The organism is Streptomyces sp. NPDC037083, from assembly GCF_055606485.1.
Window position 1 is genome coordinate 409,423 of the sequence record NZ_JBVJSQ010000006.1, and the last position, 26,331, is coordinate 435,753.

At 73.0% G+C, this 26,331-nt stretch carries 22 protein-coding genes; 14 read left to right on the forward strand and 8 right to left on the reverse strand.

Annotated features, from left to right (window positions below):
- Window positions 1-206 precede the first annotated feature (206 nt).
- Window positions 207-794: a hypothetical protein gene (locus tag ACZ7DE_RS19300; protein ID WP_470762668.1), complete on the reverse strand. Its 588-nt coding sequence runs from the start codon at window positions 792-794 to the stop codon at window positions 207-209.
- A gap of 338 nt (window positions 795-1,132) precedes the next feature.
- On the opposite strand from ACZ7DE_RS19300, the gene fmt reads away from it, so the two are divergent.
- On the forward strand, window positions 1,133-2,065 hold the full coding sequence (gene fmt, locus ACZ7DE_RS19305) for a methionyl-tRNA formyltransferase (protein ID WP_470762670.1): 933 nt from the start codon (window positions 1,133-1,135) through the stop codon (window positions 2,063-2,065).
- A 120-nt stretch (window positions 2,066-2,185) separates the two neighbouring features.
- Entirely contained in the window at window positions 2,186-3,613 is a 1,428-nt protein-coding gene (locus tag ACZ7DE_RS19310; protein WP_470762672.1) for an RsmB/NOP family class I SAM-dependent RNA methyltransferase, read from the forward strand.
- Between the two features lie 811 nt (window positions 3,614-4,424).
- Here the strand turns inward: ACZ7DE_RS19310 and argG are convergent.
- Window positions 4,425-5,879: an argininosuccinate synthase gene (argG, locus tag ACZ7DE_RS19315; RefSeq protein WP_470762674.1), complete on the reverse strand. Its 1,455-nt coding sequence runs from the start codon at window positions 5,877-5,879 to the stop codon at window positions 4,425-4,427.
- Between the two features lie 27 nt (window positions 5,880-5,906).
- A complete protein-coding gene (locus ACZ7DE_RS19320; protein WP_470762676.1) occupies window positions 5,907-8,054 on the reverse strand; it encodes an MMPL family transporter in 2,148 nt (715 codons plus the stop codon).
- 137 nt (window positions 8,055-8,191) lie between these two features.
- Between ACZ7DE_RS19320 and rpe the strand changes: the two genes are divergently transcribed.
- From rpe to ACZ7DE_RS19350, 6 genes are all read left to right on the forward strand, one after another.
- A complete protein-coding gene (rpe, locus tag ACZ7DE_RS19325; protein WP_109001615.1) occupies window positions 8,192-8,878 on the forward strand; it encodes a ribulose-phosphate 3-epimerase in 687 nt (228 codons plus the stop codon).
- Window positions 8,879-8,969: 91 nt separating this feature from the next.
- On the forward strand, window positions 8,970-10,013 hold the full coding sequence (locus ACZ7DE_RS19330; RefSeq protein ID WP_470762679.1) for a sugar-binding transcriptional regulator: 1,044 nt from the start codon (window positions 8,970-8,972) through the stop codon (window positions 10,011-10,013).
- 80 nt (window positions 10,014-10,093) lie between these two features.
- Window positions 10,094-10,399: a barstar family protein gene (locus ACZ7DE_RS19335; RefSeq protein ID WP_470762681.1), complete on the forward strand. Its 306-nt coding sequence runs from the start codon at window positions 10,094-10,096 to the stop codon at window positions 10,397-10,399.
- A 131-nt stretch (window positions 10,400-10,530) separates the two neighbouring features.
- The gene (locus ACZ7DE_RS19340; protein WP_470762846.1) at window positions 10,531-11,973 is read left to right on the forward strand and encodes a GuaB1 family IMP dehydrogenase-related protein; all 1,443 of its coding nucleotides are present in this window, start codon (window positions 10,531-10,533) and stop codon (window positions 11,971-11,973) included.
- A gap of 380 nt (window positions 11,974-12,353) precedes the next feature.
- On the forward strand, window positions 12,354-13,829 hold the full coding sequence (locus ACZ7DE_RS19345) for an amino acid permease (RefSeq protein WP_470762683.1): 1,476 nt from the start codon (window positions 12,354-12,356) through the stop codon (window positions 13,827-13,829).
- Window positions 13,830-13,839: 10 nt separating this feature from the next.
- A complete protein-coding gene (locus tag ACZ7DE_RS19350; protein WP_055638498.1) occupies window positions 13,840-14,292 on the forward strand; it encodes an Lrp/AsnC family transcriptional regulator in 453 nt (150 codons plus the stop codon).
- A gap of 53 nt (window positions 14,293-14,345) precedes the next feature.
- On the opposite strand, the gene ACZ7DE_RS19355 is transcribed toward ACZ7DE_RS19350, so the two are convergent.
- Complete coding sequence (locus ACZ7DE_RS19355) at window positions 14,346-14,801, reverse strand: hypothetical protein (protein WP_470762685.1); 456 nt, start codon at window positions 14,799-14,801, stop codon at window positions 14,346-14,348.
- Window positions 14,802-14,977: 176 nt separating this feature from the next.
- Between ACZ7DE_RS19355 and ACZ7DE_RS19360 the strand changes: the two genes are divergently transcribed.
- The 3 genes from ACZ7DE_RS19360 (at window position 14,978) to ACZ7DE_RS19370 (ending at window position 18,823) form a co-directional block, all read left to right on the forward strand.
- Window positions 14,978-16,117: an MFS transporter gene (locus ACZ7DE_RS19360; RefSeq protein WP_470762849.1), complete on the forward strand. Its 1,140-nt coding sequence runs from the start codon at window positions 14,978-14,980 to the stop codon at window positions 16,115-16,117.
- A gap of 167 nt (window positions 16,118-16,284) precedes the next feature.
- The gene (locus tag ACZ7DE_RS19365) at window positions 16,285-17,073 is read left to right on the forward strand and encodes a carbon-nitrogen hydrolase family protein (protein ID WP_470762687.1); all 789 of its coding nucleotides are present in this window, start codon (window positions 16,285-16,287) and stop codon (window positions 17,071-17,073) included.
- Window positions 17,074-17,125: 52 nt separating this feature from the next.
- Window positions 17,126-18,823, forward strand: coding sequence for a flavin monoamine oxidase family protein (locus tag ACZ7DE_RS19370; protein WP_470762689.1), 1,698 nt, complete (start codon window positions 17,126-17,128; stop codon window positions 18,821-18,823).
- Between the two features lie 18 nt (window positions 18,824-18,841).
- On the opposite strand, the gene ACZ7DE_RS19375 is transcribed toward ACZ7DE_RS19370, so the two are convergent.
- Window positions 18,842-19,564, reverse strand: coding sequence for a DUF5995 family protein (locus ACZ7DE_RS19375; protein WP_470762691.1), 723 nt, complete (start codon window positions 19,562-19,564; stop codon window positions 18,842-18,844).
- A gap of 143 nt (window positions 19,565-19,707) precedes the next feature.
- On the opposite strand from ACZ7DE_RS19375, the gene ACZ7DE_RS19380 reads away from it, so the two are divergent.
- A complete protein-coding gene (locus ACZ7DE_RS19380; RefSeq protein WP_470762850.1) occupies window positions 19,708-20,814 on the forward strand; it encodes a glycoside hydrolase family 6 protein in 1,107 nt (368 codons plus the stop codon).
- Here ACZ7DE_RS19380 and ACZ7DE_RS19385 read toward each other — a convergent pair.
- The gene (locus tag ACZ7DE_RS19385; protein WP_470762852.1) at window positions 20,793-22,172 is read right to left on the reverse strand and encodes a uracil-xanthine permease family protein; all 1,380 of its coding nucleotides are present in this window, start codon (window positions 22,170-22,172) and stop codon (window positions 20,793-20,795) included. The two genes, ACZ7DE_RS19380 and ACZ7DE_RS19385, sit on opposite strands and share 22 nt — an antisense overlap.
- 129 nt (window positions 22,173-22,301) lie before the next feature.
- On the opposite strand from ACZ7DE_RS19385, the gene ACZ7DE_RS19390 reads away from it, so the two are divergent.
- Window positions 22,302-22,760 (forward strand): acyl-CoA thioesterase, encoded by a 459-nt coding sequence (locus ACZ7DE_RS19390; protein WP_470762694.1) that lies wholly within the window; start codon window positions 22,302-22,304, stop codon window positions 22,758-22,760.
- Here ACZ7DE_RS19390 and ACZ7DE_RS19395 read toward each other — a convergent pair.
- On the reverse strand, window positions 22,720-23,940 hold the full coding sequence (locus ACZ7DE_RS19395; protein ID WP_470762696.1) for an MFS transporter: 1,221 nt from the start codon (window positions 23,938-23,940) through the stop codon (window positions 22,720-22,722). The two genes, ACZ7DE_RS19390 and ACZ7DE_RS19395, sit on opposite strands and share 41 nt — an antisense overlap.
- 135 nt (window positions 23,941-24,075) lie before the next feature.
- On the opposite strand from ACZ7DE_RS19395, the gene ACZ7DE_RS19400 reads away from it, so the two are divergent.
- Entirely contained in the window at window positions 24,076-25,551 is a 1,476-nt protein-coding gene (locus ACZ7DE_RS19400; RefSeq protein WP_470762697.1) for an ROK family transcriptional regulator, read from the forward strand.
- Window positions 25,552-25,579: 28 nt separating this feature from the next.
- On the opposite strand, the gene ACZ7DE_RS19405 is transcribed toward ACZ7DE_RS19400, so the two are convergent.
- Window positions 25,580-26,323, reverse strand: a complete 744-nt coding sequence (locus ACZ7DE_RS19405; RefSeq protein ID WP_470762699.1) for an SDR family oxidoreductase — start codon at window positions 26,321-26,323, stop codon at window positions 25,580-25,582.
- Window positions 26,324-26,331 lie beyond the last annotated feature (8 nt).

A 26,331-nucleotide genomic window follows, 5' to 3' on the forward strand; every position in this document is an offset into this window, starting at 1 on the left:
GCGGGTGGGACGGCTGCCTGCGGCCCGCTGCCGGGGTGGCCGCTGTCGTCCCCCGACCGACGGCCGCTTGGGGGCGGCAGCGGGTGGGACGGGTGTGCGGTGGGTGGCGGGGAGGGGGATGAGGGGGACATGCGGCTGCCCTCTCGGATCTTGCCGAGAGGGCAGGGCGGGGACGCTGTCGGGGGCGTGGTGTCCGGGCGGACGCGTCAGCCGTTGCGCGGGCCGGGGAACACGGTCGGCCTCGCCTCGTCGCGCAGCGCCGGGCTGCCGGCCGTCGGCTGGGTCGGCATCGAGCGGGCGGCGGGAACGGTGGGAACCGCCGGGATGCCCGTGTTCACGCTGACCGTGCGGGCGCCTGCCGGCTCCGTCGGCCGCTCGGCCTCGGCCGTGGCCGTCGCCGCGGCGGGGGCGGTGGCAGTGGCGGTGGCGGTGGCGGTCTGCGCGGTGGCTCGGCGGGCGCCGTAGCGGCGATGGACCGCCTGCTTGGTGACCCCGAGCGCGGAGCCCACCGCGTCCCACGAGAAACCGAGCGATCGGTCGAAGTCCACCGCCGCGGTGACCAGGGTCTCGACGCTGTCCCGCAGCTCCTGGGCGAGGCGGACCGTGGGGGCGGGGGCGCGTCCGTAGACGACGAAGCCCGTGGAGGGGCCGGAGCGCCGCGGGCGGTAGACGTTGCCCAGCTGGGCGGTGAGGGTGCGCAGTGCGTCCACCTGCCGGCGGACCCGCTCGATGTCCCGCACCAGCAAGTGCAGGCTGGCCCGGGCCTGGGCGTCGTGGGTTGCATGGTCGGCCATGAACAAGCCTCTCGAACCGGCGTTGAAGAAGGTGTGGTCAACTCTTTCTTGACCAACGCGGGTTCGCTCCGCTGGTCACGGTGTGGGGGCGTATGGGCATATGCGTACGCCCCCTGGTCGGGGATGCGCGCGGCTCGGCCGCCGGGCCTCGCCGACTTCGTCTCCCACCCTCGCGCGCCGTGTCCGGTGGGGTGGGGAACCGCGCGTCTCCTGGAGGGCGTTACGGGGTGGGCGGCCGGCCGTTCACCCGCGCAAAAAGGGGTCTGCGGTGGCTCAGGCCGTCGTCCTAGACTTGTGTGCTGCCCGTCGTCCGTCCCTCCGAGAGGCCCCGCCCACTCATGAAGCTCGTCTTCGCCGGCACCCCCGAGGTCGCCGTCCCCGCTCTGGACGCTCTGATCGCCTCCGGGCGTCACGAGGTGGCCGCCGTCGTCACGCGCCCCGACGCGCCGGCCGGGCGGGGGCGCAGGCTGGTCGCCTCTCCCGTCGCCCAGCGGGCCGAGGAGGCCGGCATCGAGGTGCTGAAGCCGGTCAAGCCCCGGGATCCCGAGTTCCTGGCGCGGCTGAAGGAGATCGCGCCCGACTGCTGCCCCGTCGTGGCCTACGGGGCGCTGCTGCCCAGGGTGGCCCTGGACATCCCCGCCCACGGCTGGGTCAACCTGCACTTCTCGCTGCTGCCCGCCTGGCGCGGGGCCGCTCCCGTGCAGCACGCCATCATGGCGGGGGACGAGATCACCGGCGCCTCCACCTTCCTCATCGAGGAGGGGCTGGACTCGGGGCCGGTGTACGGGACGGTCACCGAGGAGATCCGGTCCACCGACACCAGCGGCGACCTGCTCACCCGGCTGGCGTTCGCGGGCAGTGGGCTGCTCTCCGCGACCATGGACGGGATCGAGGACGGCGCCCTGAAGGCCGTGCCGCAGCCGGGCGAGGGGATCACCCTCGCGCCGAAGATCACCGTGGAGGACGCCCTGGTCGACTGGGCCACGCCGGCGCTGCGCGTCGACCGCGTCGTGCGCGGCTGTACCCCCGCCCCGGGGGCCTGGACCACCTTCCGCGGTGAGCGGCTCAAGCTCATCCAGGTCCTGCCCGTTCCCGAGCGGACCGACCTCGCGCCGGGCGCTCTGGCCGTCGGCAAGAACAGCGTCCACGTGGGCACCGGCTCGTACGCGGTGGAGCTGGTGTGGGTGCAGGCGCAGGGCAAGAAGCCGATGCGGGCCGCCGACTGGGCGCGGGGCGTCCGCATCGGTGAGGAAGAGGTCCTCGGGGCGTAACGCTCCTGCATGGGCCCCGTCCTGCCCGACTGCGGGTCCGTCCGGTCCGCGAGGTCGGGCGGCGCGCGCTTCGACGTACGCTGGTCGCATCTTTCATCCTGCAATCCGGAGCACCTTTTCGTGAGCGAACAGCCCCAGCGTCCCCGCAAGTCGGGCAAGCCCTACCGCCGGCCCCAGAAGGACCCCGTCCGCCTCCTCGCCTTCGAGGCGCTGCGAGCCGTGGACGAGCGGGACGCGTACGCCAACCTCGTGCTCCCGCCCCTGCTGCGCAAGGCGCGGGAGAAGGAGGGACCCGACAAGTTCGACGGGCGCGACGCGGCCCTGGCCACCGAGCTGGTCTACGGGACGCTGCGTCGGCAGGGGACGTACGACGCCGTCATCTCCGCGTGCGTCGACCGACCGCTGCGCGAGGTCGATCCGCCGGTCCTCGACGTCCTCAGCCTCGGCGCGCACCAGCTGCTGGGGACGCGCATCCCGACGCACGCCGCGGTGTCCGCCACCGTGGACCTCGCCCGGGTCGTCCTCGGCGACGGGCGTTCCAAGTTCGTCAACGCCGTGCTGCGGAAGATCGCCCAGCACGATCTCGACGAGTGGATCGAGAGGGTCGCGCCGCCCTACGACGACGATCCCGAGGACCACCTCGCCGTCGTGCACTCCCACCCGCGCTGGGTCGTCTCCGCGCTCTGGGACTCCCTCGGCGGCGGGCGGGCCGGGATCGAGGACCTGCTGGAGGCGGACAACGAGCGGCCCGAGGTCACGCTGGTGGCCCGGCCCGGGCGGGCCACGACCGAGGAGCTGCTCCGCGAGGAGGCCGCGGTCGCGGGCCGCTGGTCGCCGTACGCGGTCCGGCTCACCGAGGGCGGCGAGCCCGGCGCCATCGACGCCGTGCGGGACGGACGGGCCGGCGTGCAGGACGAGGGCAGTCAGCTCGTGGCGCTCGCCCTGGCGAACGCGCCCCTCGACGGGCCGGACACGAAGTGGCTGGACGGGTGTGCCGGCCCCGGCGGCAAGGCAGCGCTGCTCGCCGCCCTCGCCGCCGAGCGGGGGGCCGCCCTCCTGGCCTCCGAGAAGCAGCCGCACCGGGCGGGCCTGGTCGCCAAGGCGCTGGCCGGCAACCCCGGGCCCTACCAGGTCATCGCCGCCGACGGCACGCGTCCGCCATGGCGGCCGGGCTCCTTCGACCGCGTGCTGATGGACGTGCCGTGCACCGGACTCGGCGCCCTGCGCCGACGGCCCGAGGCGCGGTGGCGGCGTCGGCCGGAGGACCTCGACGGCTTCGGTCCGCTGCAGCGCGGACTGCTGCGGACGGCCCTGGACTCCGTCCGGGTCGGAGGCGTCGTCGGATACGCCACCTGCTCGCCGCACCTCGCCGAGACCAGGGCCGTCGTCTCCGACGTGCTCAAGCAGTGCCCGGAGGCGGAGTTGATCGACGCGCGCCCCCTGCTGCCCGGCGTGCCGGCCCTGGGCGAGGGCCCCGACGTCCAGCTGTGGCCCCACCTGCACGGGACCGACGCGATGTACCTGGCCCTGATCAGGAAAACCGGCTGACGATCCCACAGCCCGCCGCCGCTCGGGCAACGGCACCACCGCAGCCCCGGCACCGTCTCATCCAGCGTGCCCGGGCCCCGGCCTGAACGGGCTCGGCCCCGGCCTGGGCATAGGCGGCGGGTCCGAACAGGCCCGGCACCGGCCGGCAGGGGCACTGGCACAGGTCCGAGCAGCAGCCCTGGCATCGGCTTGGCCAAGCCCGACATCAACCCGGACAGGTCCGCCGGCGGCCCGGCACTGGCCTGGTCAGGGGCCGCGGGTCCGGACAGGCCTGGAGCCGGCTCGGGCATGGGGCACAGGCCCGGGCAGCAGCCCCGGTATGGGCCGGACGGGCCTGACATCGACTCGGACAGGTCCGCCGGCGTCCGGCTCTGGCCTGGGCGGGGCGGCGGCCCCCGGCCTGGACAGCTCGGCCCCGGCTTGGACAGGGGCACTGGTACCGGTCTCGGCACCAGTAGGGCCCGGACGGCCCCGGCCGAGGCAGGAGCCCCGGGGCGGGCAGGCCCGGCATCGCCCCGGGCAGGCCCGGCACGAGCCCGCGCAGCGGCTCCGACCATGGGCAGGGGCAGGTGCACCGCCCCGCTGCACCGGCGCCGGCCCGGACGGGCCCGCCGGCGGCCCGCGCACCGGCTCCGGCACCGGCACCGGCCCCGGCGGACTCCGCCCGGGCGCCGGCTGCGCCCGGGCAGGCCCAGGGTGGCCTGGCTCCGCCGTTCCCGGTGCCGGACGCAGCGGCCGGACGCGGTGAGGGCCGGCCCGGCGCTCGTTGAGCGTCGGGCCGGCCCTCACCGTCGGTGTGTGTCCCGGAGGGTCAGTCGGTGCCGAACTCCATCGCCGCGCGGTCCAGCAGCTCGTCCGCGTCGGAGACCTCGCCGCGGGAGGCGATGGCCTCGGCGCCGCCCTGCGGCATCTCCGGCATGGTGCCGATGAGGCCGGTCGAGGCCGCCTGGGCCGCGCCGATGGCGGGGCTGCCGGTGCCGATCAGACCGAGCCCGGCGTATTGCTCCAGCTTGGCGCGCGAGTCGGCGATGTCGAGGTTGCGCATGGTGAGCTGGCCGATCCGGTCGACGGGACCGAACGCGGAGTCCTCGGTGCGCTCCATGGAGAGCTTGTCCGGGTGGTAGCTGAACGCCGGGCCCGTGGTGTCGAGGAGCGAGTAGTCCTCGCCGCGCCGCAGCCGCAGGGTCACCTCGCCGGTGACGGCCGCGCCGACCCAGCGCTGGAGCGACTCCCGGATCATCAGCGCCTGCGGGTCCAGCCAACGGCCCTCGTACATGAGGCGGCCCAGGCGCCGCCCCTCATTGTGGTACTGGGCGACGGTGTCCTCGTTGTGGATCGCGTTGACCAGGCGCTCGTAGGCGGCGTGCAGCAGGGCCATGCCCGGGGCCTCGTAGATGCCGCGGCTCTTGGCCTCGATGATCCGGTTCTCGATCTGGTCGGACATGCCGAGGCCGTGGCGGCCGCCGATGGCGTTGGCCTCCATCACCAGGTCGACGGGGGAGGCGAACTCCTTGCCGTTGACCGTCACCGGGCGGCCCTGGTCGAAGCCGATCGTCACGTCCTCGGCGGCGATCTCGACCGACGGGTCCCAGAACCGGACGCCCATGATGGGCTCGACGGTCTCGACGCCGGTGTCCAGGTGCTCCAGGGTCTTGGCCTCGTGGGTGGCGCCCCAGATGTTGGCGTCGGTGGAGTACGCCTTCTCCGTGCTGTCCCGGTAGGGCAGGCCGTGGGCGAGCAGCCACTCCGACATTTCCTTGCGGCCGCCGAGCTCGGTCACGAAGTCCGCGTCCAGCCAGGGCTTGTAGATCCGCAGGTGCGGGTTGGCGAGCAGGCCGTAGCGGTAGAACCGCTCGATGTCGTTGCCCTTGAAGGTCGAGCCGTCGCCCCAGATCTGGACGTCGTCCTCGAGCATGGCCCTCACCAGCAGGGTGCCCGTGACGGCCCGGCCCAGCGGAGTGGTGTTGAAGTAGGCGCGGCCGCCCGAGCGGATGTGGAACGCCCCGCAGGTGAGCGCGGCAAGGCCCTCCTCGACCAGCGCGGCGCGGCAGTCGACCAGGCGCGCGATCTCGGCGCCGTACGTCTTCGCGCGGCCGGGCACCGAGGCGATGTCGGGCTCGTCGTACTGGCCGATGTCGGCGGTGTAGGTGCACGGGACGGCGCCCTTGTCACGCATCCACGCGACCGCGACCGAGGTGTCGAGCCCGCCGGAGAAGGCGATGCCGACGCGCTCGCCGGCGGGAAGGGAGGTGAGGACCTTGGACATAGGAAGATTATGCATGAACTCGCATGGTCATGCAAAGGGGTCCCCGGCGCCCGCCCTCGCGGGCTCCTTCGCGCCGGTCGCGCCGTCGTCCCGGGCCAGCCGGTGCGGCCACCACACCTTCGGCCCGACGTCCAGGAACAGCGCCGTGACCAGGACCGACCGCACGATGAAGGTGTCCAGCAGGACGCCCAGGGCCACCGCGAAGCCGATCTCCGCGAAGCCGACCATGGGGAGCGTGCCGAGGGCGGCGAAGGTGCCGGCCAGGACCAGGCCCGCCGAGGTGATCACCGCGCCGGTCGCCGCCAGGCCCGTCACCACCCCCTCCCGGGTGCCCTGGTGGGCGGCCTCCTCGCGGATCCGGGTGGTCAGGAAGATGTTGTAGTCGATGCCCAGGGCCACCAGGAACACGAAGACGAACAGGGGGAAGTCCGTGGACTCGCCCGCGTAGTCGAACACGTGACGGAAGGCCAGCGCGCTGATGCCCAGGGCCGCCGCGAAGGACAGGATGACCGTCCCGACCAGCAGCAGCGGGGCGATCAGGGCGCGCAGCAGGCCGCAGAGGATCACCAGGACCACGATCAGGACCAGCGGGATGATCACGATGTTGTCGTGCGTGGTCGCCGCGTCCATGTCCAGCAGGGCCGCCGTGCCGCCGCCCACCTGGGCGTCGGCGTCCGGCACCGCGTGCACCGCGTCCCGGACCCGCTCCACGGTCTGCTTCGCGGCCTCGCTGTCCGCAGGGGCGGTCATCGTCGCCTCGAACAGCACCTTGCCCTCGTGCACGGGTTTGGTGCCCGGCGGCAGTGCGAGGGAGGTGGGCACGACGCCGTCGGTGGCGGCCACCGTCTGTCTCACCTGCCCGGCCCGGGCCTGGTCGGAGATGACGACGAGCGGATCGCCGCTGCCTCCGGGGAAGTACTTCGCCGACACCTCCTGGCCGGTGATCGAGTCGGGCTTGCCGGTGAACGCGTCCGCGTTGGCGATGCCCTCCGCGCGCAGCTGGATCAGGCCCAGGGAGCAGACCGCCAGGACGAGCGCCGTCACCGCCCAGATCATGCGCGGGCGGCGGGCGATGCCCCGGCCGGTGCGGGCCCAGACGCCGTGCTCGGTCGGGTCGGCCGAACCGGAGTGCGGGATCACCGGCCAGAAGATCCAGCGGCCGAAGATCACCAGCAGCGCCGGGAAGAGGGTCGTCATCGCGAGCAGCGCCACCGCCACGCCGATCGCCGCCACCGGACCCAGACCGGCGGTGGAGTTCATCTCGGCGACCGTCAGGACGAGCATGCTCAGGACGACCGTGGCGCCCGAGGCCAGCACCGCCGGGCCGGCCCGGTGCAGCGCCCGGGCCATCGCCTCGTGCCGGTCGTCGTGACGGCGCAACTCCTCGCGGTAACGGGCGACCAGCAGCAGGGCGTAGTCCGTCCCCGCGCCGAACACGAGCACCGTCAGGATGCCGGCGCTCTGGCCGTTCACCGTCAGACCGCCGTTCTGTGCCAGGAAGTAGATCAGCGCCTGCGCGGTGAACAGGGCGGCGACCACGGCGAGCACCGGGACGAGCAGGAGGGTGGGACTGCGATAGGTGATCAGGAGCATGACGACGACCACCGCCATCGCCGACAGCAGCAGGGTGGAGTCGATGCCCTCGAAGGCCTCGGAGAAGTCCGCCGAGGTGCCGCCGGGGCCGGTGATGTGCACGGCGAACCCGGCTCCGCCGTCGCCGACGACGTCACGGATCGAGTCGACGGCCGGGGCGATGCGCTGCCAGCCCTGCTCGTCCATGGTGATCGGCACGAGGATCTGGGCGGCGCGGGGGTCGCTCGGGCGGTCGAAGATCGGGCCACGGGTCTCGGCGCCCCGGATGCCGTGGTCGGCGAGCTGCCGGAGCCGGACGGCGTCCTCGGCGATCTGCGCCCGGTCCTGTGCCGTCAGACCGCCGTCACGGGCGTAGACGACGACCGCCGGGATCTGCTCGGGCCGGAAATCCTCCGAGACCTCCAGGACCTGGGTCGACTCGGCCGACCCCGGCAGCCAGGAGGCCGCGTCGTTGTCCTGGGCGTCGGTGAGCTTCGAGGCGAAGGGTGCCATCAGGAACAGCACCACCAGCCACAGTGCGAGCACCAGCCACTTCGCGCGCCGCCCGCACACGAGGTGCGCGATCCCACGGTTGCCGTTCATACCCACCCCCGCAGCGGCGCCCCGTGCGGGACGCGGGGAACTGCGCGCCCGGCCGCGGACGGCCGGCACCGGGCGAACGACCGTATCCATCCCGGACCGATGCCACCACCCCCCGGAGGGCATGGCAGTCTTGGGGCATGGCCGTGCAGATCAACCCCAGCATCCTGTCCGCAGACTTCGCCCGCCTTGCGGACGAGGCGAAGGCGGTCGAAGGAGCCGACTGGCTCCACGTCGACGTCATGGACAACCATTTCGTCCCGAACCTCACGCTCGGTGTGCCGGTCGTAGAGTCTCTGGCCCGTGCGACGGACACTCCGCTGGACTGCCATCTGATGATCGAGGCCCCCGATCGCTGGGCCCCGCAGTACGTCGAGGCGGGTGCCTCGTCCGTCACCTTTCACGTCGAGGCGGCCGCAGCGCCCGTGCGGCTCGCCCGCGAGATCCGCGCCAAGGGGGCGCGTGCCTCCATGGCGCTCAGGCCGGCCACGCCCATCGAGCCGTACGAGGACCTGCTGCCCGAGCTCGACATGCTGCTGATCATGACGGTCGAGCCGGGCTTCGGCGGCCAGGCCTTCCTCGACATCATGCTCCCCAAGATCCGCCGGACCCGCGAGTTGATCAGCAAGCACGGTCTCGACCTGTGGCTGCAGATCGACGGCGGAGTGTCGGCCGCCACGATCGAGCGGTGCGCCGAGGCGGGCGCGGACGTGTTCGTGGCCGGTTCCGCCGTGTACGGCGCCGACGACCCGGCCGAGGCGGTCCGTGGCCTGCGGGCTCAAGCCGAGGCGGCGACCGCCGGAGCGACCTGGGGTTGTGAACACTGAACCCGACCACTTACCGACAGGAATGTGAACGGCTCCCATCAGAGCTGATCAACTGCGCCGGATCTGCGAGGATGAACGGCGTATCCAGAGTGTGAACAGCAGTGAGGAGATCGCCGTGTCGGGTATGTCGGCGGGCCGGTCAGCCATGCGGATGGGACCCGCTGAGCTGGTGCAGGCGGCGGCCATGGCCCGCCGCTTCTACCTCGAGGGCAAGTCCAAGATCCAGATCGCGGAGGAGTTCGGCGTCAGCCGCTTCAAGGTGGCCCGGGTCCTGGAGACCGCCCTCGAACGGGATCTCGTACGGATCGAGATCCGCGTGCCGGCCGAACTGGACGCCGAGCGCTCCGACGCGCTCCGCGCCCGCTACGGCCTCAGGCACGCCGTCGTGGTCGAGTCCCCGGCCGAGGCCGAGGAGACCACGGACCCTGAGAACCTGGGGGAAGTGGCCGCCGACCTGCTCGGCGAACTGGTCAATGAGGGGGATGTACTGGGGCTGGCCTGGGGCCGGTCCACGATTCACATGGCGGCGGCGCTGGACCGGCTGCCGCCGTGCACGGTCGTGCAGTTGACGGGTGTGTACGACGCCGGGACCGCCGAGCGCGGTTCGGTCGAGGCGGTCCGCCGCGCCGCTCAGGTGTCCGGCGGCGACGCGCACCCCATCTACGCGCCGATGCTGCTGCCGGACGCGGCCACCGCGACCGCGCTGCGCCACCAGACCGGAATCGCCCGGGCCTTCGAGTACTTCGACAAGGTCACGGTCGCCTGCGTCTCCATCGGCTCCTGGGAGCCGGGCATCTCGACGGTGCACGACATGCTCAGCGACGAGGAGCGGGGACACTACGCCTCGCTCGGCGTCGCCGCCGAGATGTCCGCGCACCTCTTCGACGCCGAGGGCCGCAGAGTCGGACGGGACCTGGGCGAGCGGTGCATCACGGTCAAGGCCGACCAGCTGCGCAGGATCCCCGAGGTCGTCGCGATCGCGGGCGGTCAGCGCAAGGCGGCCGCGATCGACGCGGTCCTGCGGTCGGGGCTCGTCACCAGCCTGGTGACGGACACGTCCGCCGCCGACTACCTGATGACGGCGGGCTCGACACCCAAGCCCGCCCTCAACCGGTCTGACCCGGACGGGATCTGACGGTAGATCAGAGAGAGGGGGGCGGTCGTTCGGGCCGTCCCCCTCTGCCGTAACCACCACTCGCTCAGGACGGTGCCTGGATGACGGAGCACGTGCTCACGCTCGACCTCGACGGGGTCACGGACAAGGCGTCCCTCATGGACCGCTGCGCCCGGCACCTCGAACTGCCCGACTGGTTCGGCCGCAACTGGGACGCCCTCGCCGACAGCCTCGGCGACCTGCCCGACGGGCCCGAGTCCGGGCCGGTGCTGGTCGTCGTACGCAACTGGCGGCACTACGCCAAGGTGCGGCCTGAGGAGTGGGAGATCGCCCAGGAGGTCTTCTCGTCGGCGGTGAACCGGGTCCCGGCGCTGTCCGTCGTGCTCGCTCTCGGAGGATCCTCCTAAGGCCCCCCTGAGCTGCTTGGACGTTCCGTCCGGGCATCACATCCCGGCCCTCGTGGGAGAATGAAGTACGTGCTTCTCCCCCTGGCTGACCTGTCCGGGGGTCACCTCTGATCGACTGGGATGTGCAGCACGTGCGTTTCCTCAACGACATCCAGCCCGCTTACGACCTCACCTACGACGACGTCTTCATGGTGCCGAGCCGCAGCGCGGTCGGGTCGCGTCAGGGCGTGGACCTCATTGCCCCGGACGGCACCGGCACCACGATCCCGCTGGTCGTCGCCAACATGACCGCCGTCGCCGGTCGCCGGATGGCCGAGACCATGGCCCGGCGCGGCGGACTCGTGGTGATCCCCCAGGACATTCCGATCGACGTCGTCACCGACGTCATCACCTGGGTCAAGAGCCGCCACCTGGTGCTGGACACGCCGATCGTGCTCGCCCCGCACCAGACGGTGGCCGACGCCCTGGCCCTGCTGCCCAAGCGCGCGCACAACGCGGGCGTCGTCGTCGACGAGGACTTCCGCCCGGTCGGCGTCGTCACCGACGCGGACCTGAGCGGCGTCGACCGCTTCACGCAGCTCGAGGTCGTCATGTCCCGTGACCTGCTGCTCCTCGACGCCGGAATCGACCCGCGCGAGGCCTTCAACACCCTCGACGCGGCCAACCGGCGCTACGCCCCCGCCGTGGACGCGGACGGCAAGCTCGCCGGCATCCTCACCCGCAAGGGCGCCCTGCGCGCCACGCTGTACACGCCGGCCGTCGACGCGCAGGGCAAGCTGCGCATCGCCGCGGCCGTCGGCATCAACGGCGACGTCGCCGGCAAGGCCAAGCAGCTGCTCGACGCGGGCGTCGACACCCTCGTCATCGACACCGCGCACGGTCACCAGGAGTCGATGATCAGCGCGGTCCGCACGGTGCGCGCGCTCGACCCGCGGGTGCCGATCGTGGCCGGCAACATCGTCTCGGCCGAGGGCGTCAGGGATCTGATCGAGGCGGGCGCCGACATCATCAAGGTCGGAGTCGGCCCCGGCGCCATGTGCACCACCCGCATGATGACCGGCGTGGGCCGGCCGCAGTTCTCGGCCGTGCTGGAGTGCGCGGCCGAGGCCAGGAAGCACGGCAAGCACGTGTGGGCCGACGGCGGTGTCCGCCACCCCCGTGACGTCGCCATGGCGCTCGCCGCGGGCGCGTCCAACGTGATGGTCGGCTCCTGGTTCGCGGGCACCTACGAGTCCCCGGGCGACCTGCAGCACGACGCGAACGGCCGCCCGTACAAGGAGTCGTTCGGCATGGCCTCGGCGCGGGCCGTCCGCAACCGCACCTCCGAGGAGTCCTCGTACGACCGCGCCCGCAAGGCGCTCTTCGAGGAGGGCATCTCCACCTCCCGCATGTTCCTCGACCTGACCCGCCCGGGCGTCGAGGACCTGGTCGACTCGATCATCGCGGGCGTGCGCTCCTCCTGCACCTACGCGGGCGCGGCCTCCCTGGAGGAGTTCGCCCAGAAGGCCGTCGTGGGCGTCCAGAGCGCGGCCGGCTACGCGGAGGGCAAGCCCCTGCACGCCAGCTGGAGCTGAACCGGTTCCTCACCGCACGGCCCCCGGGGAATCCGCGGGCCGTGCGGCCGCCCCGGCCGTCACGGCCGGGCTCCGAAGACCACCGTCGGGGGGACCGCCGGAGCGGGTCGAAGCCGGTGCCCTCCTGTTCCGAGAACCCTCCTGACCAGGCCCTGTGCAACGCTCGGCATCCCCTGCGCAACGAACACCCGCTGTGCCGCGATGAACGCAACGATCTTGCGGATACGCGCAAGGTTGCTGCATTACAGCGGCAACGCTCCGGCTCGTAGGGTTCTGCGCTGTACGTAGCGTGGCGGGGACTCCGCTCGGTGGGTTCCTGATCGCACAGGTGCGCCGCCGGTCCCCGCCGCGCCGAGAGGCAGCGACGAAGGAGTCAGCGCGTGCTCGACCAAGGCGCACCCCCGCAACAGCGCAGTCAGACCGCCCCCGCGTCCCCGGGGCACGTCGCGCGCCTCATGCGGCGCAAGCCCGTGGAACACCTGGTCGCCGAGGGCGGTCAGGGCGAGGGCGGGTCCCTCAGGCGCTCGCTCGGGCTCTGGCAGCTCACCATGATCAGCATCGGCGCCACGCTCGGCACCGGTATCTTCGTCGTGCTCGGCGAAGCCGTCCCCAAGGCCGGTCCGGCCGTCACCCTCTCCTTCGTGATCGCCGGTCTCACGGCGCTCTTCTCGGCCCTCTCCTACGCCGAGCTGGCCGGCACGATCCCGGTCGCGGGATCCTCCTACTCGTATGCGTACGCAACGATGGGTGAGCTGATCGCCTGGATCTGCGGCTGGTGCCTGGTGCTGGAGTACGGCGTCTCGGTCGCCGCCGTCGCCGTCGGCTGGGGCGAGTACCTCAACGAGCTGCTCGACGGGACCTTCGGCGTCACGATCCCGGACGCGCTGTCCGCGCCGCCCGGCGACGGGGGCGTCTTCAACCTGCCCGCCCTCGTCGTCGTCCTCCTCGCGATGGCCTTCCTGCTGGGCGGCGCCCGCGAGTCGGCGCGCGCCAACACCATCATGGTCGCCGTGAAGATCGCCGCACTGGTGCTGTTCTGCGCCATCGGCATCCAGGGCTTCCGCTCCGGCAACTACGACAACTTCATGCCGCTGGGCATGGCGGGCGTCAGCGCGGCCGGCGCGACCCTCTTCTTCTCGTACATCGGCTTCGACGCCGCCTCCACCGCCGGCGAGGAGGCGAAGAACGCGCAGCGCGACCTGCCGCGCGCCATCATGCTGTCGCTGGTCATCGTGACCGCGCTGTACGTGCTCGTCGCGGCCGTGGCCGTCGGCGCCAAGCCGTGGCAGCGGTTCGGGGACTCCGAGGCGGCGCTCGCCCAGATCATGCGCGAGGTGACCGGACAGTCCTTCTGGGGAACCCTCCTCGCCTTCTGCGCGGTCATCGCCATCGCCAGCGTCGTCCTGACCGTGCTGTACGGCCAGACCCGCATCCTGTTCGCGATGTCCCGGGACGGCCTGGTGCCCAAGGTGTTCTCGCGCGTCCACCCGAAGAGCGGCACGCCCCGCGCCAACACCCTCCTCGTGTCGCTCTTCTGCGGTGTCCTGGCCGCCGCGATCCCGCTCGGCCAGCTGGCCGACGCCACCAGCATCGGCACGCTGTTCGCGTTCGGGCTGGTCAACATAGCGGTCGTGGTGCTGCGCCGGACCCGTCCGGAGATGCCCCGCACCTTCCGCGTGCCCCTTTCTCCGGTCCTGCCGGCGCTGGGCTTCGCCTTCTGCGTGTGGATGATGGGCAGCCTGTCGGCGGTCACCTGGGTGGTCTTCGGGGTCTGGATGGCGGTCGGGCTCGTGGTGTACTTCCTCTACGGCCACCGCCGTTCCCGACTCGCGTCACCCGCACCATCTGAGAAGTGAACAACCCACTGTGCTGAACGATCTCGACGAACGCATCGTGCACGCCCTCGCCGAGGACGCCCGCCGCTCCTACGCGGACATCGGGCACCTGGTCGGCCTGTCCGCCCCCGCCGTGAAGCGGCGCGTGGACCGGCTGCGGGCCACCGGAGCCATCACCGGCTTCACGGTACGGGTCGACCCGGCGGCCCTCGGCTGGGAGACCGAGGGGTTCGTCGAGATCTACTGCCGGCGCAACACCTCCCCGGAGACCATCCAGCGCGGCCTGGAGCGCTACCAGGAGGTCGTGGCCGCGTCCACCGTCACCGGCGAGGCGGACGCGGTCGCCCAGGTCTTCGCGGCCGACATGCGCCACTTCGAACGCGTCCTGGAGCGCATCGCGGGGGAGCCGTTCGTGGAGCGCACCAAGTCGGTGCTGGTGCTGTCCCCGCTGCTGCGCCGCTTCTCCTCGGGCTCGCCCACCTGATCAGAGCCGTACTGATCAGAGCCGTACTGACCAGGCGCTGACCGGGCGCTCCGTCAGCGGCTCTCCGCCCGTCGGCGGACCTTCGTCAGCATGCGCCGTACGACGGCCCCGTGGCCGCCCGAGCCGATGACGAGCCGCCGGTACAGACCGCCGGCCCGGCCGGGGAAGACGGCCCGGGTCTCGGCGCTCAGCCGGGTGCTGCCGGGCCCCGCCTCGGCGAGCCGGAAGATCAGCGCGTACGACGAGAAGCGATGACCTCCCACGAGGACCAGCTCCCGGCCCGGCACGGCCCCGGCCACCCGGAAACCGGCGAGCCGGGCGCCCTGCGCGAGCGGCCGCGGCCCGGACGCCGAGGCCTCGGCCGCGCCGACGAGGCGGGCGCGGCGGGACCTGCGGGCCCCGCCGAGAGAGCGGTCGAGCCCCGCGCCGAGCTCGCGCCAGACGTCGGCGGGCTCCGCCGAGACGACCGTCGAGTGCTCGTCGACCCAGGGCAGTGCAGCGATCTCCATCAGGACCTCCATGACGTCGGACCCGTCCCCCGGCTGCGACTGTCCCACAGGGCGACACCGCCGGGGCGGGCGGGGGCCCGGAGCCGGAAATCCGCTGGGCGGCGGGGCGGCCCGCCGCTAGCATCGGTTCCATGACCTGGCGACATTGATCCACAACCGGCTCCGACGTCCGTCGACTGACCGCCACGCTCTACGCGTACGCGTTCCTCGACGAGTTCGTGCTGCTCTACCCGGTGTACGTCCTGCTGTTCGCGGACAGCGGGCTGTCCGTCGGGCAGATCTCGTCCCTCTTCGCCCTGTGGTCGCTGACCGGCGTGCTGCTGGAGGTCCCGTCCGGGGCCTGGGCCGACGCCGTCTCCCGGCGGCTGCTGCTGTGGCTCGGCCCGCTGCTGGGCGCGGGCGGCTTCGCACTGTGGGTGCTCGTCCCGTCCTACTGGGCGTTCGCGGCCGGCTTCGTCCTGTGGGGCGCGCGCGGCGCGCTGGGCTCCGGCGCGCTGGAGGCGCTGGTCTACGAGGAGCTGGAGCGGGCCGGCGCGGCGGACCGCTACGCCCGGCTGATGGGCCGCGCGCATGCGCTGGGCCAGGTGGCCGTGATCTCGGCGATGGCGCTGGCCGGGCCGGTGTTCTCGGCCGGCGGCTACCGGGCCGTCGGCGCGGCCAGCGTGCTGGCGAGCGTCCTGTGCGCCGCGGCCGCCACCCGCTTCCCCGAGCACCGCACCCCGGCCGCCGGATCCGACCCCGGCTGGGCCGCCGCCCTGCGCGCCGGACTCGCCGACGTCCGCGACGACCGCTCCCTCGTCGGCGCCCTGCTGCTCGTGCCGGCGGTCACGGCGGTGTGGGGCGCGCTCGACGAGTACACCTCGCTGCTGGTCCGGGAGACCGGCGTCCCGGACGCCGGCGTCCCGTACCTGCTCGTGGTGATCTGGGCCGGGGTCACGGCCGGCAGCCTGCTCTCCGGCGCGGCGGAACGCCTCGGCCGCGCCGGTCTCGCCGCGCTGCTCGCGGGCGCAGCGTCCGCTCTGGCGGGCGGCGCGCTGACGGGCCGCCCGGCCGGCATCGCCCTCGTCGCCGTCGCCTTCGGCGGCTTCCAGCTCGCGACGGTCCTGGCGGACGTGCGGCTCCAGCAGCGCATCGAGGGCGCCGGCCGGGCCACGCTCACCTCGGTCGCGGGTCTGGGCACGGAGCTGGTGACCATCGGGGTGTACGCCGCCTACGGGGTGCTGGGGTCGGCCTTCGACCACGGCGTCGTCTTCGCGCTGTGCGCGCTGCCGTACCTGCTGACGGCGCTGGCGGTGGCCCGGGGGAGAGGGCGGTGAGCGCGCGCAACGAATCGCCGTCGCACCCCCCACGCACGCAACGATCCGCTCACCGGCGCGCAACGGCTCCTGCTTGTCCGGCCCGCGCGGCCGACCGTACCGTCTAACTGGCCCCTACAACGGCCCCCCTCGGCCCCCCGCCCCCCTCGTACCGGTGAGGATCACGCATGCGCACCGCCCTGCTCCAGAGCTCCGGCCGTCCCGCTTCGGTCGTCGAGAACCTCAAGGTCCTCGACGACGCGGCGGACCGGGCCGCCGCCGCGGGCGCCGGGCTGCTCGTCGCGCCGGAGATGTTCCTCACCGGGTACGCGATCGGCGACGACATCGCGCGCCTGGCCGAGCCCGCCGACGGGGACTCCGCGGACGCGGTCGCCGAGATCGCCACACGGCACGGGCTGGCGATCGCCTACGGCTACCCGGAGCGCGACGGCGAGAGCGTCTTCAACTCCGCCCAGCTGATCTCCGCCGAGGGCGCCCGGCTCGCGAACTACCGCAAGACCCACCTCTTCGGCTGCTTCGAGCGCGACCACTTCCGCCCGGGCGGACAGCCGGTGGTCCAGGCCGAGCTCGACGGCCTCACCGTCGGCCTCCTGATCTGCTACGACGTCGAGTTCCCGGAGAACGTCCGCGCCCACGCCCTCGCCGGCACCGACCTCCTCGTGGTGCCGACCGCGCAGATGCACCCCTTCCAGTTCGTCGCCGAGTCGATGATCCCGGTGCGCGCCTTCGAGAACCAGATGTACGTCGCCTACGTCAACCGTGTCGGCCTGGAAGGGGAGTTCGAGTTCGTCGGGCTGTCCGCGCTGGCCGGTCCCGACGGGGTCGTCCGGGCCCGCGCCGGGCGGGGCGAGGAGCTGGTGTTCGCCGACGCCGACCCGGTCGCCCTCGCGGCCTCCCGTGAGGCCAACCCGTATCTGCAGGACCGCCGCCCCGGCCTCTACGGGTCCCTGGTCTGACCCCCGCCATTCGCCGACGCCGTCTTTCTTTGCCGCAAGGAGTCCGTACCCCATGACGTCCACCGTGCCCAACGCCGTCGAGCACGCAGACGAGCAGCAGCCGCCGATCACCATGTTCGGCCCGGACTTCCCGTACGCGTACGACGACTTCCTCGCCCATCCGGCGGGGCTCGGCCAGGTCCCCGCGACCGAGCACGGCGCCGAGGTCGCCGTCATCGGCGGCGGCCTGTCCGGCATCGTGGCCGCGTACGAGCTGATGAAGATGGGCCTCAGGCCGGTCGTCTACGAGGCGGACAAGATCGGCGGGCGTCTGCGCACCGTCGGCTTCGACGGCTGCGACCCCTCCCTCATGGCCGAGATGGGCGCGATGCGCTTCCCGCCGTCCTCCACGGCGCTGCAGCACTACATCGACCTGGTGGGTCTGCAGACCCGGCCGTTCCCCAACCCCCTCGCCGAGGCGACCCCTTCGACGGTCGTCGACCTCAAGGGCGAGTCGCACTACGCCGAGACGATCGAGGACCTGCCGCAGGTCTACCGCGACGTCGCCGCGGCCTGGAACAAGTGCCTCGAAGAGGGCGCCGACTTCTCCGACATGAACCAGGCCATGCGCGAGCGCGACGTGCCGCGCATCCGCGAGATCTGGGCGAAGCTCGTCGAGAAGCTCGACAACCAGACCTTCTACGGCTTCCTCTGCGACTCCGAGGCGTTCCGGTCCTTCCGGCACCGCGAGATCTTCGGCCAGGTCGGCTTCGGCACGGGCGGCTGGGACACCGACTTCCCCAACTCCATCCTGGAGATCCTCCGCGTCGTCTACACCGAGGCCGACGACCACCACCGCGGGATCGTCGGCGGCTCCCAGCAACTGCCGCTGCGCCTGTGGGAGCGCGAGCCGGAGAAGATCGTCCACTGGGCCCGGGGCACCTCGCTTGCGAGCCTGCACGAGGGCGGAGAGCCCCGCCCGGCCGTGACCCGGCTGCACCGCACCGCCGGCAACCGGATCACCGTGACGGACGCCGCCGGCGACATCCGCACCTACCGGGCGGCCATCTTCACCGCCCAGTCCTGGATGCTGCTGTCGAAGATCGCCTGCGACGACTCGCTCTTCCCGATCGATCACTGGACGGCGATCGAACGCACCCACTACATGGAGAGCTCGAAGCTCTTCGTCCCCGTCGACCGGCCCTTCTGGCTGGACAAGGACGAGGAGACGGGGCGGGACGTCATGTCGATGACGCTCACCGACCGCATGACGCGCGGGACGTACCTGCTCGACGACGGCCCCGACAAGCCCGCCGTCATCTGCCTGTCCTACACCTGGTGCGACGACAGCCTGAAGTGGCTGCCGCTGTCCGCGAACGAGCGGATGGAGGTCATGCTGAAGTCACTCGGCGAGATCTATCCGAAGGTCGACATCCGCAAGCACGTCATCGGCAACCCGGTGACCGTCTCCTGGGAGAACGAGCCCTACTTCATGGGTGCGTTCAAGGCCAACCTGCCCGGCCACTACCGCTACCAGCGGCGCCTGTTCACGCACTTCATGCAGGACCGCCTGCCCGAGGACAAGCGGGGCATCTTCCTGGCCGGCGACGACATCTCCTGGACGGCCGGCTGGGCCGAGGGAGCGGTCCAGACCGCGCTGAACGCGGTCTGGGGCGTGATGCACCACTTCGGCGGGACGACCGACGCGACCAACCCGGGCCCGGGCGACGTGTACGAGGAGATCGCGCCGGTGGAGCTCCCGGAGGACTGAGGTCTCCCCGCACGAGGTCTACAGCGGGGTGAGCATCATCCGCCCCGCGAAGCCGACGGCCGTGTCGAGCCGGTCGGTGAACTCCTGGGCGACGTCCGGGAGTCGGCGCAGCGCCCACAGCGCCCGGGCCGCCGTCCAGGTGGCGTCCCGGGCGCGCTCCAGGCTCCACGAGCCCAGCAGGTGGGTGAGGGGATCGGCGATCTGCAGCAGGTCGGGACCCGGCATCAGCTCTTCGCGGATGCGCTCCTCCAGCGAGACGAGGAGATCGCCCACGCGGTCGAAGTCGTCCTCCAGCTCGGCCGGTTCGCAGCCGAGGCTACGACAGGCGTCCACGACGGCGAGCGCGAGGTCGTGCCCGATGTGCGCGTTGATGCCCGCGAGCGCGAACTGCAGCGGCCGTACGCCGGGATGGCGGCGGAACTGCAGCAGCGGCCGCCAGCAGGCCGGCGCACGCCCCTCCGGCGGCGCCGGGTCGACCGCGTCCAGGTAGCGCTCCGCGAACCGTACGTCCAGCGTGCTCGCGGCTCGCGGGTCGGCGAACCGGCCCCTGTCGATGCGCCGGTCGACCTCCTGGGTCACCGCCAGGTAGACCCGGTTGAAGACCGCGACCCCGTCGGGGGGAGGAAGGGTCGCGTCGAGGGCGCGCATCCGGGCGAGCACGTCGTCGACGCTCGTGCAGAGTGCGCCGAGCGTGTCGACGCCCGGTTCGACGGGGGGAGTGAACTGTTCCAATTGCGGCATGGGGGCAGGGTCGCAGTCCTAGGCTGGCCCGCGTGCCGGCGGGCCCGAGTCTTCCCCGGAACGGGGGAACGAGCCGGTCGCGCGGGAGGGGGAACAGCACGGTGCCAGGCATGCGTGAGCGGCGGGCCGACCGGCGGAGCGCCATGGTCGCCGTCGCCTCGGCGGTGGTCGTCCTCGGCGCCGCGACCGGGACGATGACCGCGCTCGGCGACGACGCCGACGACGGACGCGCTGCAGGCCGGCACCGCCCGCGGCCGAGCGCCACGCTCGTGTCCCCCTCGGCTCCGAGCTTCGCGCCCGCCTCCGCCTCCACGGCCGCCCCGGCCGCGAAGCCGACGCCCTCGGCCCGCCGGACCGCGAGAGGACCGCGGGCGGCCGCGGTGTCCCCGAGCCCGTACCGCCACCCCGACTCCCAGGTCCTCGACTGGATCCGCGCGCACCCCTCCGATCCGCGCGCCGCCCTCATCGAGTCCCGGATCGCGAGCCGTCCGGCGGCCGTGTGGTTCGCCGCGTACGACCCCGACACGGTCGCCTCACGGGTGCGCGCGGTCACGTCGGGGGCCGCCGCGCAGGGCAGGGTGCCCGTGCTCGTGGCGTACGCGATACCGGACCGCGACTGCGGCGGCGCCTCCGAGGGCGGGGCGCCCGGCATGGACGCCTACGCGGACTGGATCGACCGGTTCGCCGCCGGGCTCGGCTCGGGCGAGGTCGTCGTCATCCTGGAGCCGGACTCGATAGCCCAGGCCGACTGCCTCGACGAGCGCGCACGGGGCGAACGCTTCGCCGCGCTGGCCCGCGCGGGGCGCGTGCTGAAGGAGGCAGACCCGAGGGCGCGGGTCTACTACGACGCGGGCCACTCCGGCTGGAACGCCCCGGCGGAGCAGGCCGCACTGCTGCGACGGGCCGGCGCCGCCTCGGCCGCGTCCTCCGACGGGATCTTCAGCAACGTCTCCCACTTCCACGGCACCGCCCACGAGGCGGCCTACGACGGCCGGGTCCTGGACGCCCTCGGCGGCCCGCCCGGCCTCGGCGCGGTCATCGACACCAGTCGCAACGGCATCGGCGCGCCGGCCGACGGCCAGTGGTGCGACCCGGACGGCCGGAGGATCGGCCGCGCCCCCACCTTCGACACCGGTCAGGACAGGATCGACGCCTATCTGTGGGTGAAGCTGCCGGGGGAGTCGGACGGCTGCAAGGGGGCGGCAGGCGAGTTCAGCCCGTCGTACGCCTACGAACTGGCGTCGTCGTAGCTGCTGGTGCCCTCGTCCAGCAGCGGCGCCTGCGTCCTGAGATGAGGGGGCGCGAAGGCGCGCAGCGCGTGGTAGCCGGTGATGACGACGACGGTGCCGAGCGCGATCCCGCTCAGCGAGAAGGTGTCGGTGAACTCCAGCGTGACGTTCCCGACGCCGATGATGATGCCCGCCGCGGCCGGCACCAGGTTCAGCGGGTTGCGCAGGTCGACCCCGGCGTTGATCCAGATCTGCGCGCCCAGCAGGCCGATCATGCCGTACAGGATGACGGTGATGCCGCCGAGGACCCCGCCGGGGATCGCGGCGACGACCGCGCCGAACTTCGGGCACAGGCCGAAGAGGAGGGCGAACCCGGCGGCGGCCCAGTAGGCGGCCGTCGAGTAGACCCGGGTCGCGGCCATCACGCCGATGTTCTCGGAGTAGGTGGTGTTGGGCGGGCCGCCCACCGCCGTGGACAGCATCGAGCCGACGCCGTCGGCGGAGATCGCGGTGCCGAGCCGGTCGTCCAGGTTGTCGCCGGTCATCTCGCCGACCGCCTTGACGTGCCCGGCGTTCTCCGCGACCAGCGCGATGACGACCGGCAGTGCCACCAGGATCGCCGACCACTCGAAGGACGGGCCGTGCAAGGACGGCAGGCCGACCCAGTCGGCGTGCCCGACCCCGGACAGGTCGAGGCGCCAGTGGTCGGTGACCTTGCCGCTCGCGTCGACGGAGTGGATCCGGCCGAAGATCCGGTCGAGCGCCCACGAGACGGCGTATCCGAAGACGAGACCGAGGAAGATCGCGATGCGGGACCAGAAGCCGCGCAGGCAGACCACCGCCATCCCGGTGAACGTCATGACCAGCAGGGCCGTCCACTGGTCCTGGGGCCAGTAGGTGGTCGCGGTGACCGGGGCGAGGTTGAAGCCGATCAGCATCACCACGGCCCCCGTCACGATCGGCGGCATCGCGGCGTGGATGATCCGTGCCCCGAACCGCTGCACGGCCAGACCGACGAGGAACAGCGCGACGCCGACGACGAACACCGCGCCGGTGACCGTGGCGCTCGTTCCGCCCTGGGCCCGGACGACCGCCGCCACGCCCACGAAGGACAGGGAGCACCCGAGGTAACTGGGCACCCGGCCGCGGGTGGCGAGCAGGAAGACGACGGTGGCGACGCCGGACATCATGATGGCGAGGTTGGGGTCGAGGCCCATGAGGACCGGCGCGACGAAACTCGCCCCGAACATCGCCACGACGTGCTGGGCGCCGAGCCCGGCCGTGCGCGGCCAGGACAGCCGTTCGTCGGGACGGACCACCGCGCCGGGCGCCGGGGTGCGTCCGTCGCCGTGCAGTTTCCATCGGACGCCGAGATCCATGGTGCGCATTCGCTTTCGTGAGGGGGCGGCTGACCCGGTCATTCTCACGTGCGACGGGAGGGTGAGCGACCGCTTAGGCACCGCTTAGGATGGTGGCCGTCGCCTCACACCTGCACAGGAGTACCCGCCGTGACCGCCGAAGCCCCGCCCGCCCCCGCTGTGTCCTACGGCCGGCTCCTCCCCGTCACCGTCCACTTCGACGACCTGGACGCGCTCGGGCTGCTGCACAACGCCCGCTACCCGCTGATGGTCGAACGCGCCTGGACCGAGCTCTGGCAGGAGTACGGCGTCCGCTTCGAGGGCGACTGGGCGGCGGCCGGGGACGCCTGCAACGCCGTCAAGGAGCTGCGCATCAGCTATGAGGCCCCGGTCACCAGGCCGGGCGCGTACGCGGTGCACCTGTGGCTGGAGCGGCTCGGCAACACCGGCCTGACCTACGGCTTCCGGTTCTGCTCCACGGACGGGACGGTGACGTACGCGCACGGCGCCCGGGTCCTCGTCCGGCTGGACGCGGCCACCATGCGCCCCGCCCCGTGGAGCGAGACCCTCAGGGCCGGGGGCCGGGAACTGCTGCGGCCGGCGGACTGACCTCCGCGCCCTTGCGGTCGCCCCCGCGCAGCACACCCGCGAAGGCCACGAGCCCGCCCGCCAGCACCGTCACGATCGCGAACGACACCGTCAGACTGGTCGCCTGCGCCACCCCGCCGATCAGGCTCGGGGCGACCAGCCCGGAGGTGTAGGTGATGGTCGCGACGCCCGCGATGGCCTGGCTGGGGTTGGGCCCGCTGCGACCGGCCGCTGCGAAGCACAGCGGTACGACGACCGCGATGCCCAGCCCCATCAGCCCGAACCCGCCGATCGCCACCGCCTGATGGTCGGCGACGACGATCAACAGCCCGCCCAGCGCGGCGAGGACACCGCCGACGCGCACGGTGCGCACCGCCCCGAACCGGTTCACCACGACGTCACCCGCGATCCGGGCCACCGCCATGGTGAGCATGAAGCCGGTCGTGCAGGCCGCCGCGACCCCGGCCGACGACGCCAGCCGGTCGCGCAGGTACACGGCCGACCAGTCCAGGCTCGCGCCCTCCGCGAAGACCGCGCAGAACCCGACCGCGCCGATCAGCAGCGCCGAGCGAGGCGGCAGCGCGAACCGCGGGGGCGGCTCCTCGTCCTCGGTGGGCCTGATGTCCAGCACCCAACGGCAGGCCAGCAGGCCGAGGGCGGTCAGGACGGCCGACGCCAGCACGTGGTGCAGGCGCGCGTCCGAGCCCAGGTGCGCGGCGAGCGTCCCGCCGGCCGAGCCGATCAGCGCGCCCGCGCTCCACATGCCGTGCAGCCCGGACATGATCGACCGGTCCAGCAGCCGCTCCACCTCGACGCCGAGGGCGTTCATCGCGACGTCCGCCATGCCCGCGGTCGCCCCGTAGGCGAACATCGCCAGACACAGGGTCGGCAGGTTCGGCGCCACGGCGGGCAGGGTCAGCGACAGCGTCCACAGCGCGAGCAGGCCGCGCAGGGCCGCACGGCTGCCGAAGCGGTGGGTGACCGAACCGGCCAGAGGCATGGCGCAGGCCGCCCCGAACGCGGTGAAGGCCAGGGCGAAGCCGAGCTGGCCGGTGGAGACGTCGGCATGGTCCTGGATCCACGGCACGCGGGTGGCGAACGAACCGGTGACCGCGCCGTGCACGGCGAACACGGCCGCCACGGCGTACCGGGCGCGCCGTACCTGCGACGGTGCGTAGATCACTTCGCCCACTGCGCTCATTCTCCGCCCTCCCGGCTCCGCGCCGCGCCGTCGCGATGCCGTCGTAAACTATCAGGAACCCTGCCTGATAAATAGAGGAGCACCCGGTCGGGAGGCGTCGGCCGAGTGCCCCTCGGTCGTGGGAGGATTCCCGCCATGCCCGCATCCCCGAGCACCGCCCGGGCCATCAACGACCGGCTCGCCCTGCGCCTGCTGCAAGACGAAGGCCCGCTGACGGCAGGGCAGTTGAAACAGCTCACCGGCCTGTCCCGGCCCACGGTCGCCGACCTCGTCGAACGCCTCACGGACGCCGGCCTGATCGAGGTCGCCGGAGAGGCGGGGGGGCAGCGCCGCGGCCCCAACGCCAAGCTCTACGGCATCGTCGCCGGCCGCGCGCATCTGGCCGCCCTGGACGTGCGCACCGAGGGGGTCGCCGTGCTCGTCTCCGACCTCGTCGGCCGGGTGCTCGCCGAGGCGTCCGTGCCGATCGGCGGCGACACCGGCACCGGGCCGGCCGTGGAACAGGCGGTCACGCTGGTCGAACAGGCGGCGAAGGAGGCCGGGGCCGACCGGCTGCACACCCTCTGCGTCGGCGCGCCGGGCCTGATCGACCCCGCGAGCGGCCAACTGCGCGACTCCAGCGGCCTGCCCGAGTGGCACCGCCGCCTGGTGGCCGCCCTGCAGGAACGGTTCCCGCACGCCCGCGCGCACGTCGAGAACGAGACCAACCTCGCCGCTCTGGCGGAGCAGCGCGAGGGCGGCGCCCGGGACCGCGACACCTTCGTCCTGCTGTGGCTGGGACACGGCATCGGCGCGGCCGTCGTCCTGGACGGCGCCCTGCGTCGGGGAGCCTCCGGCGGCACCGGCGAGATCGGCTTCCTCCCGGTCCCCGGCACGAACGGCCTGCCCTCGGCGACGGGCTGCGAGGGCGGCTTCCACTCCCTGGCCGGCTCGGCCGCGATCACCGCCCTGGCGGCGGAGCACGGCCTGACCGCGCGCGCCCGGGCCGACGAGCCGGTGGCAGCGGAACTGGTACGCAGAGCGGCCCACGCCGTCCAGGCGCTCGACGCGCCCCACGCCACCCCGACCGACCGCGCCGCGGAGGCCGGTGCGGGGGATGCCGCGGAGGCCCGTGCCGATCGGGCGTCGGGGGCTCGTGCGGACCATGCGGACCGTGCGTCGCAGGATCCGGCCGGTATCGCCTCACTGGACCCCGCCCGCCGCTCCCCACACAGTCCCGGTGACGGCTCCCCGCACGCTCCCGGTGACGGCTCCCTGCACGCTCCCGCCGGCCGCTCCCCGGGGGAACCCGCCGGCCGCCCCCCGCACCTCCCCGCCGACCCCTTTTCGCGCGTCTCCGCCGGTCTTTTTCTGGACGCGCTCGCCGATCGTCTCGCTCTCGGGGTCGCCTCCGTCGTCGCCGTTCTCGACCCGGGCTGCGTGGTGCTCGGCGGGGAGGTCGGACACGCCGGCGGGGCGGTGCTGGCGGGCCGCGTCGCGCGGCGGCTGCGCCGGATGGCGCCCCTGCCCACGGAGGTGCGCCCCAGCGCCCTCGGCGGCGGCGCGGTCCTGCGCGGGGCGCTGCTCACGGCCCGCGAGTCCGCGCAGGAGGAGCTCTTCGGCACGCGCTAGCGAGGGGCCCGGCGCCCGCCGGGGAGGATCAGCGACGGATGCGGGTCGCCAGGTACTCCTCGAACGTGCCCTTCCCGACCGCCTGTTCCGGCGCCAGATGGCCGCCCGCGCGAAAGCCCCGGTAGGCCGCGCCCCACAGCGGCACGTTCACCACCGCACACCGTCGGCCGCCGGCCTCGAGGAAGGCGCGGGCCAGCGACTCGACGGTGCGCACCTCGGGGCCGCCCATGTCGTCGACCCGCCCGGCGGGCGCGCCGACGGCCAGCTCCGCCAGCCGGTCCGCCACCTCGGCCACCGCCACCGGCTGGTCGCTCACCCCGGCCGGCAGCAGCATCACCGGTACCTTGGCCAACGCCTGGAAGACCTGGACCAGCAGATCGTGGAACTGCGTCGCACGCAGCACCGTCCACCCCAGCCCCGACTCCGCCACCAGCCTCTCGACGGCGAGCTTCGCCCTGTAGTAGCCGAACGGCACCCGGTCCACCCCGACGATCGAGATGTAGACCAGATGCCTCACCCCGGCTCGCCGCGCCGCGGCGATCAGGTTCTCGGCCGCCCGTTCGTCGCCTCCGCGCGGGGAGCTCGCGCAGTGCACGACGGTGTCCACACCGGCGACGGCCGCGTCCAGGGCGGCCCCGCCCTCGCGCAGGTCGACGGCGTACGGCCGGCTGTGCCGGCTCAGCACGCGCACCTCGTGCCCGTCCGCCCGCAGCCGCTCGGTGACGAGCCGGCCGAGGGTTCCGGTGCCGCCGGTCACCAGGATCGTGGTCATCGTTCGGT

Excerpts from the sequence above, each read along its gene's own strand:
- ACZ7DE_RS19300 (WP_470762668.1), bottom strand. The coding sequence starts at position 794 with ATGGCCGACCATGCAACCCACGACGCCCAGGCCCGGGCCAGCCTGCAC.
- fmt (WP_470762670.1), top strand. The coding sequence starts at position 1,133 with ATGAAGCTCGTCTTCGCCGGCACCCCCGAGGTCGCCGTCCCCGCTCTG.
- argG (WP_470762674.1), bottom strand. The coding sequence starts at position 5,879 with ATGTCCAAGGTCCTCACCTCCCTTCCCGCCGGCGAGCGCGTCGGCATC.
- ACZ7DE_RS19320 (WP_470762676.1), bottom strand. The coding sequence starts at position 8,054 with ATGAACGGCAACCGTGGGATCGCGCACCTCGTGTGCGGGCGGCGCGCG.
- rpe (WP_109001615.1), top strand. The coding sequence starts at position 8,192 with ATGGCCGTGCAGATCAACCCCAGCATCCTGTCCGCAGACTTCGCCCGC.
- ACZ7DE_RS19335 (WP_470762681.1), top strand. The coding sequence starts at position 10,094 with ATGACGGAGCACGTGCTCACGCTCGACCTCGACGGGGTCACGGACAAG.
- ACZ7DE_RS19355 (WP_470762685.1), bottom strand. The coding sequence starts at position 14,801 with ATGGAGATCGCTGCACTGCCCTGGGTCGACGAGCACTCGACGGTCGTC.
- ACZ7DE_RS19365 (WP_470762687.1), top strand. The coding sequence starts at position 16,285 with ATGCGCACCGCCCTGCTCCAGAGCTCCGGCCGTCCCGCTTCGGTCGTC.
- ACZ7DE_RS19370 (WP_470762689.1), top strand. The coding sequence starts at position 17,126 with ATGACGTCCACCGTGCCCAACGCCGTCGAGCACGCAGACGAGCAGCAG.
- ACZ7DE_RS19375 (WP_470762691.1), bottom strand. The coding sequence starts at position 19,564 with ATGCCGCAATTGGAACAGTTCACTCCCCCCGTCGAACCGGGCGTCGAC.
- ACZ7DE_RS19380 (WP_470762850.1), top strand. The coding sequence starts at position 19,708 with ATGGTCGCCGTCGCCTCGGCGGTGGTCGTCCTCGGCGCCGCGACCGGG.
- ACZ7DE_RS19385 (WP_470762852.1), bottom strand. The coding sequence starts at position 22,172 with ATGGATCTCGGCGTCCGATGGAAACTGCACGGCGACGGACGCACCCCG.
- ACZ7DE_RS19395 (WP_470762696.1), bottom strand. The coding sequence starts at position 23,940 with ATGAGCGCAGTGGGCGAAGTGATCTACGCACCGTCGCAGGTACGGCGC.
- ACZ7DE_RS19400 (WP_470762697.1), top strand. The coding sequence starts at position 24,076 with ATGCCCGCATCCCCGAGCACCGCCCGGGCCATCAACGACCGGCTCGCC.
- ACZ7DE_RS19405 (WP_470762699.1), bottom strand. The coding sequence starts at position 26,323 with ATGACCACGATCCTGGTGACCGGCGGCACCGGAACCCTCGGCCGGCTC.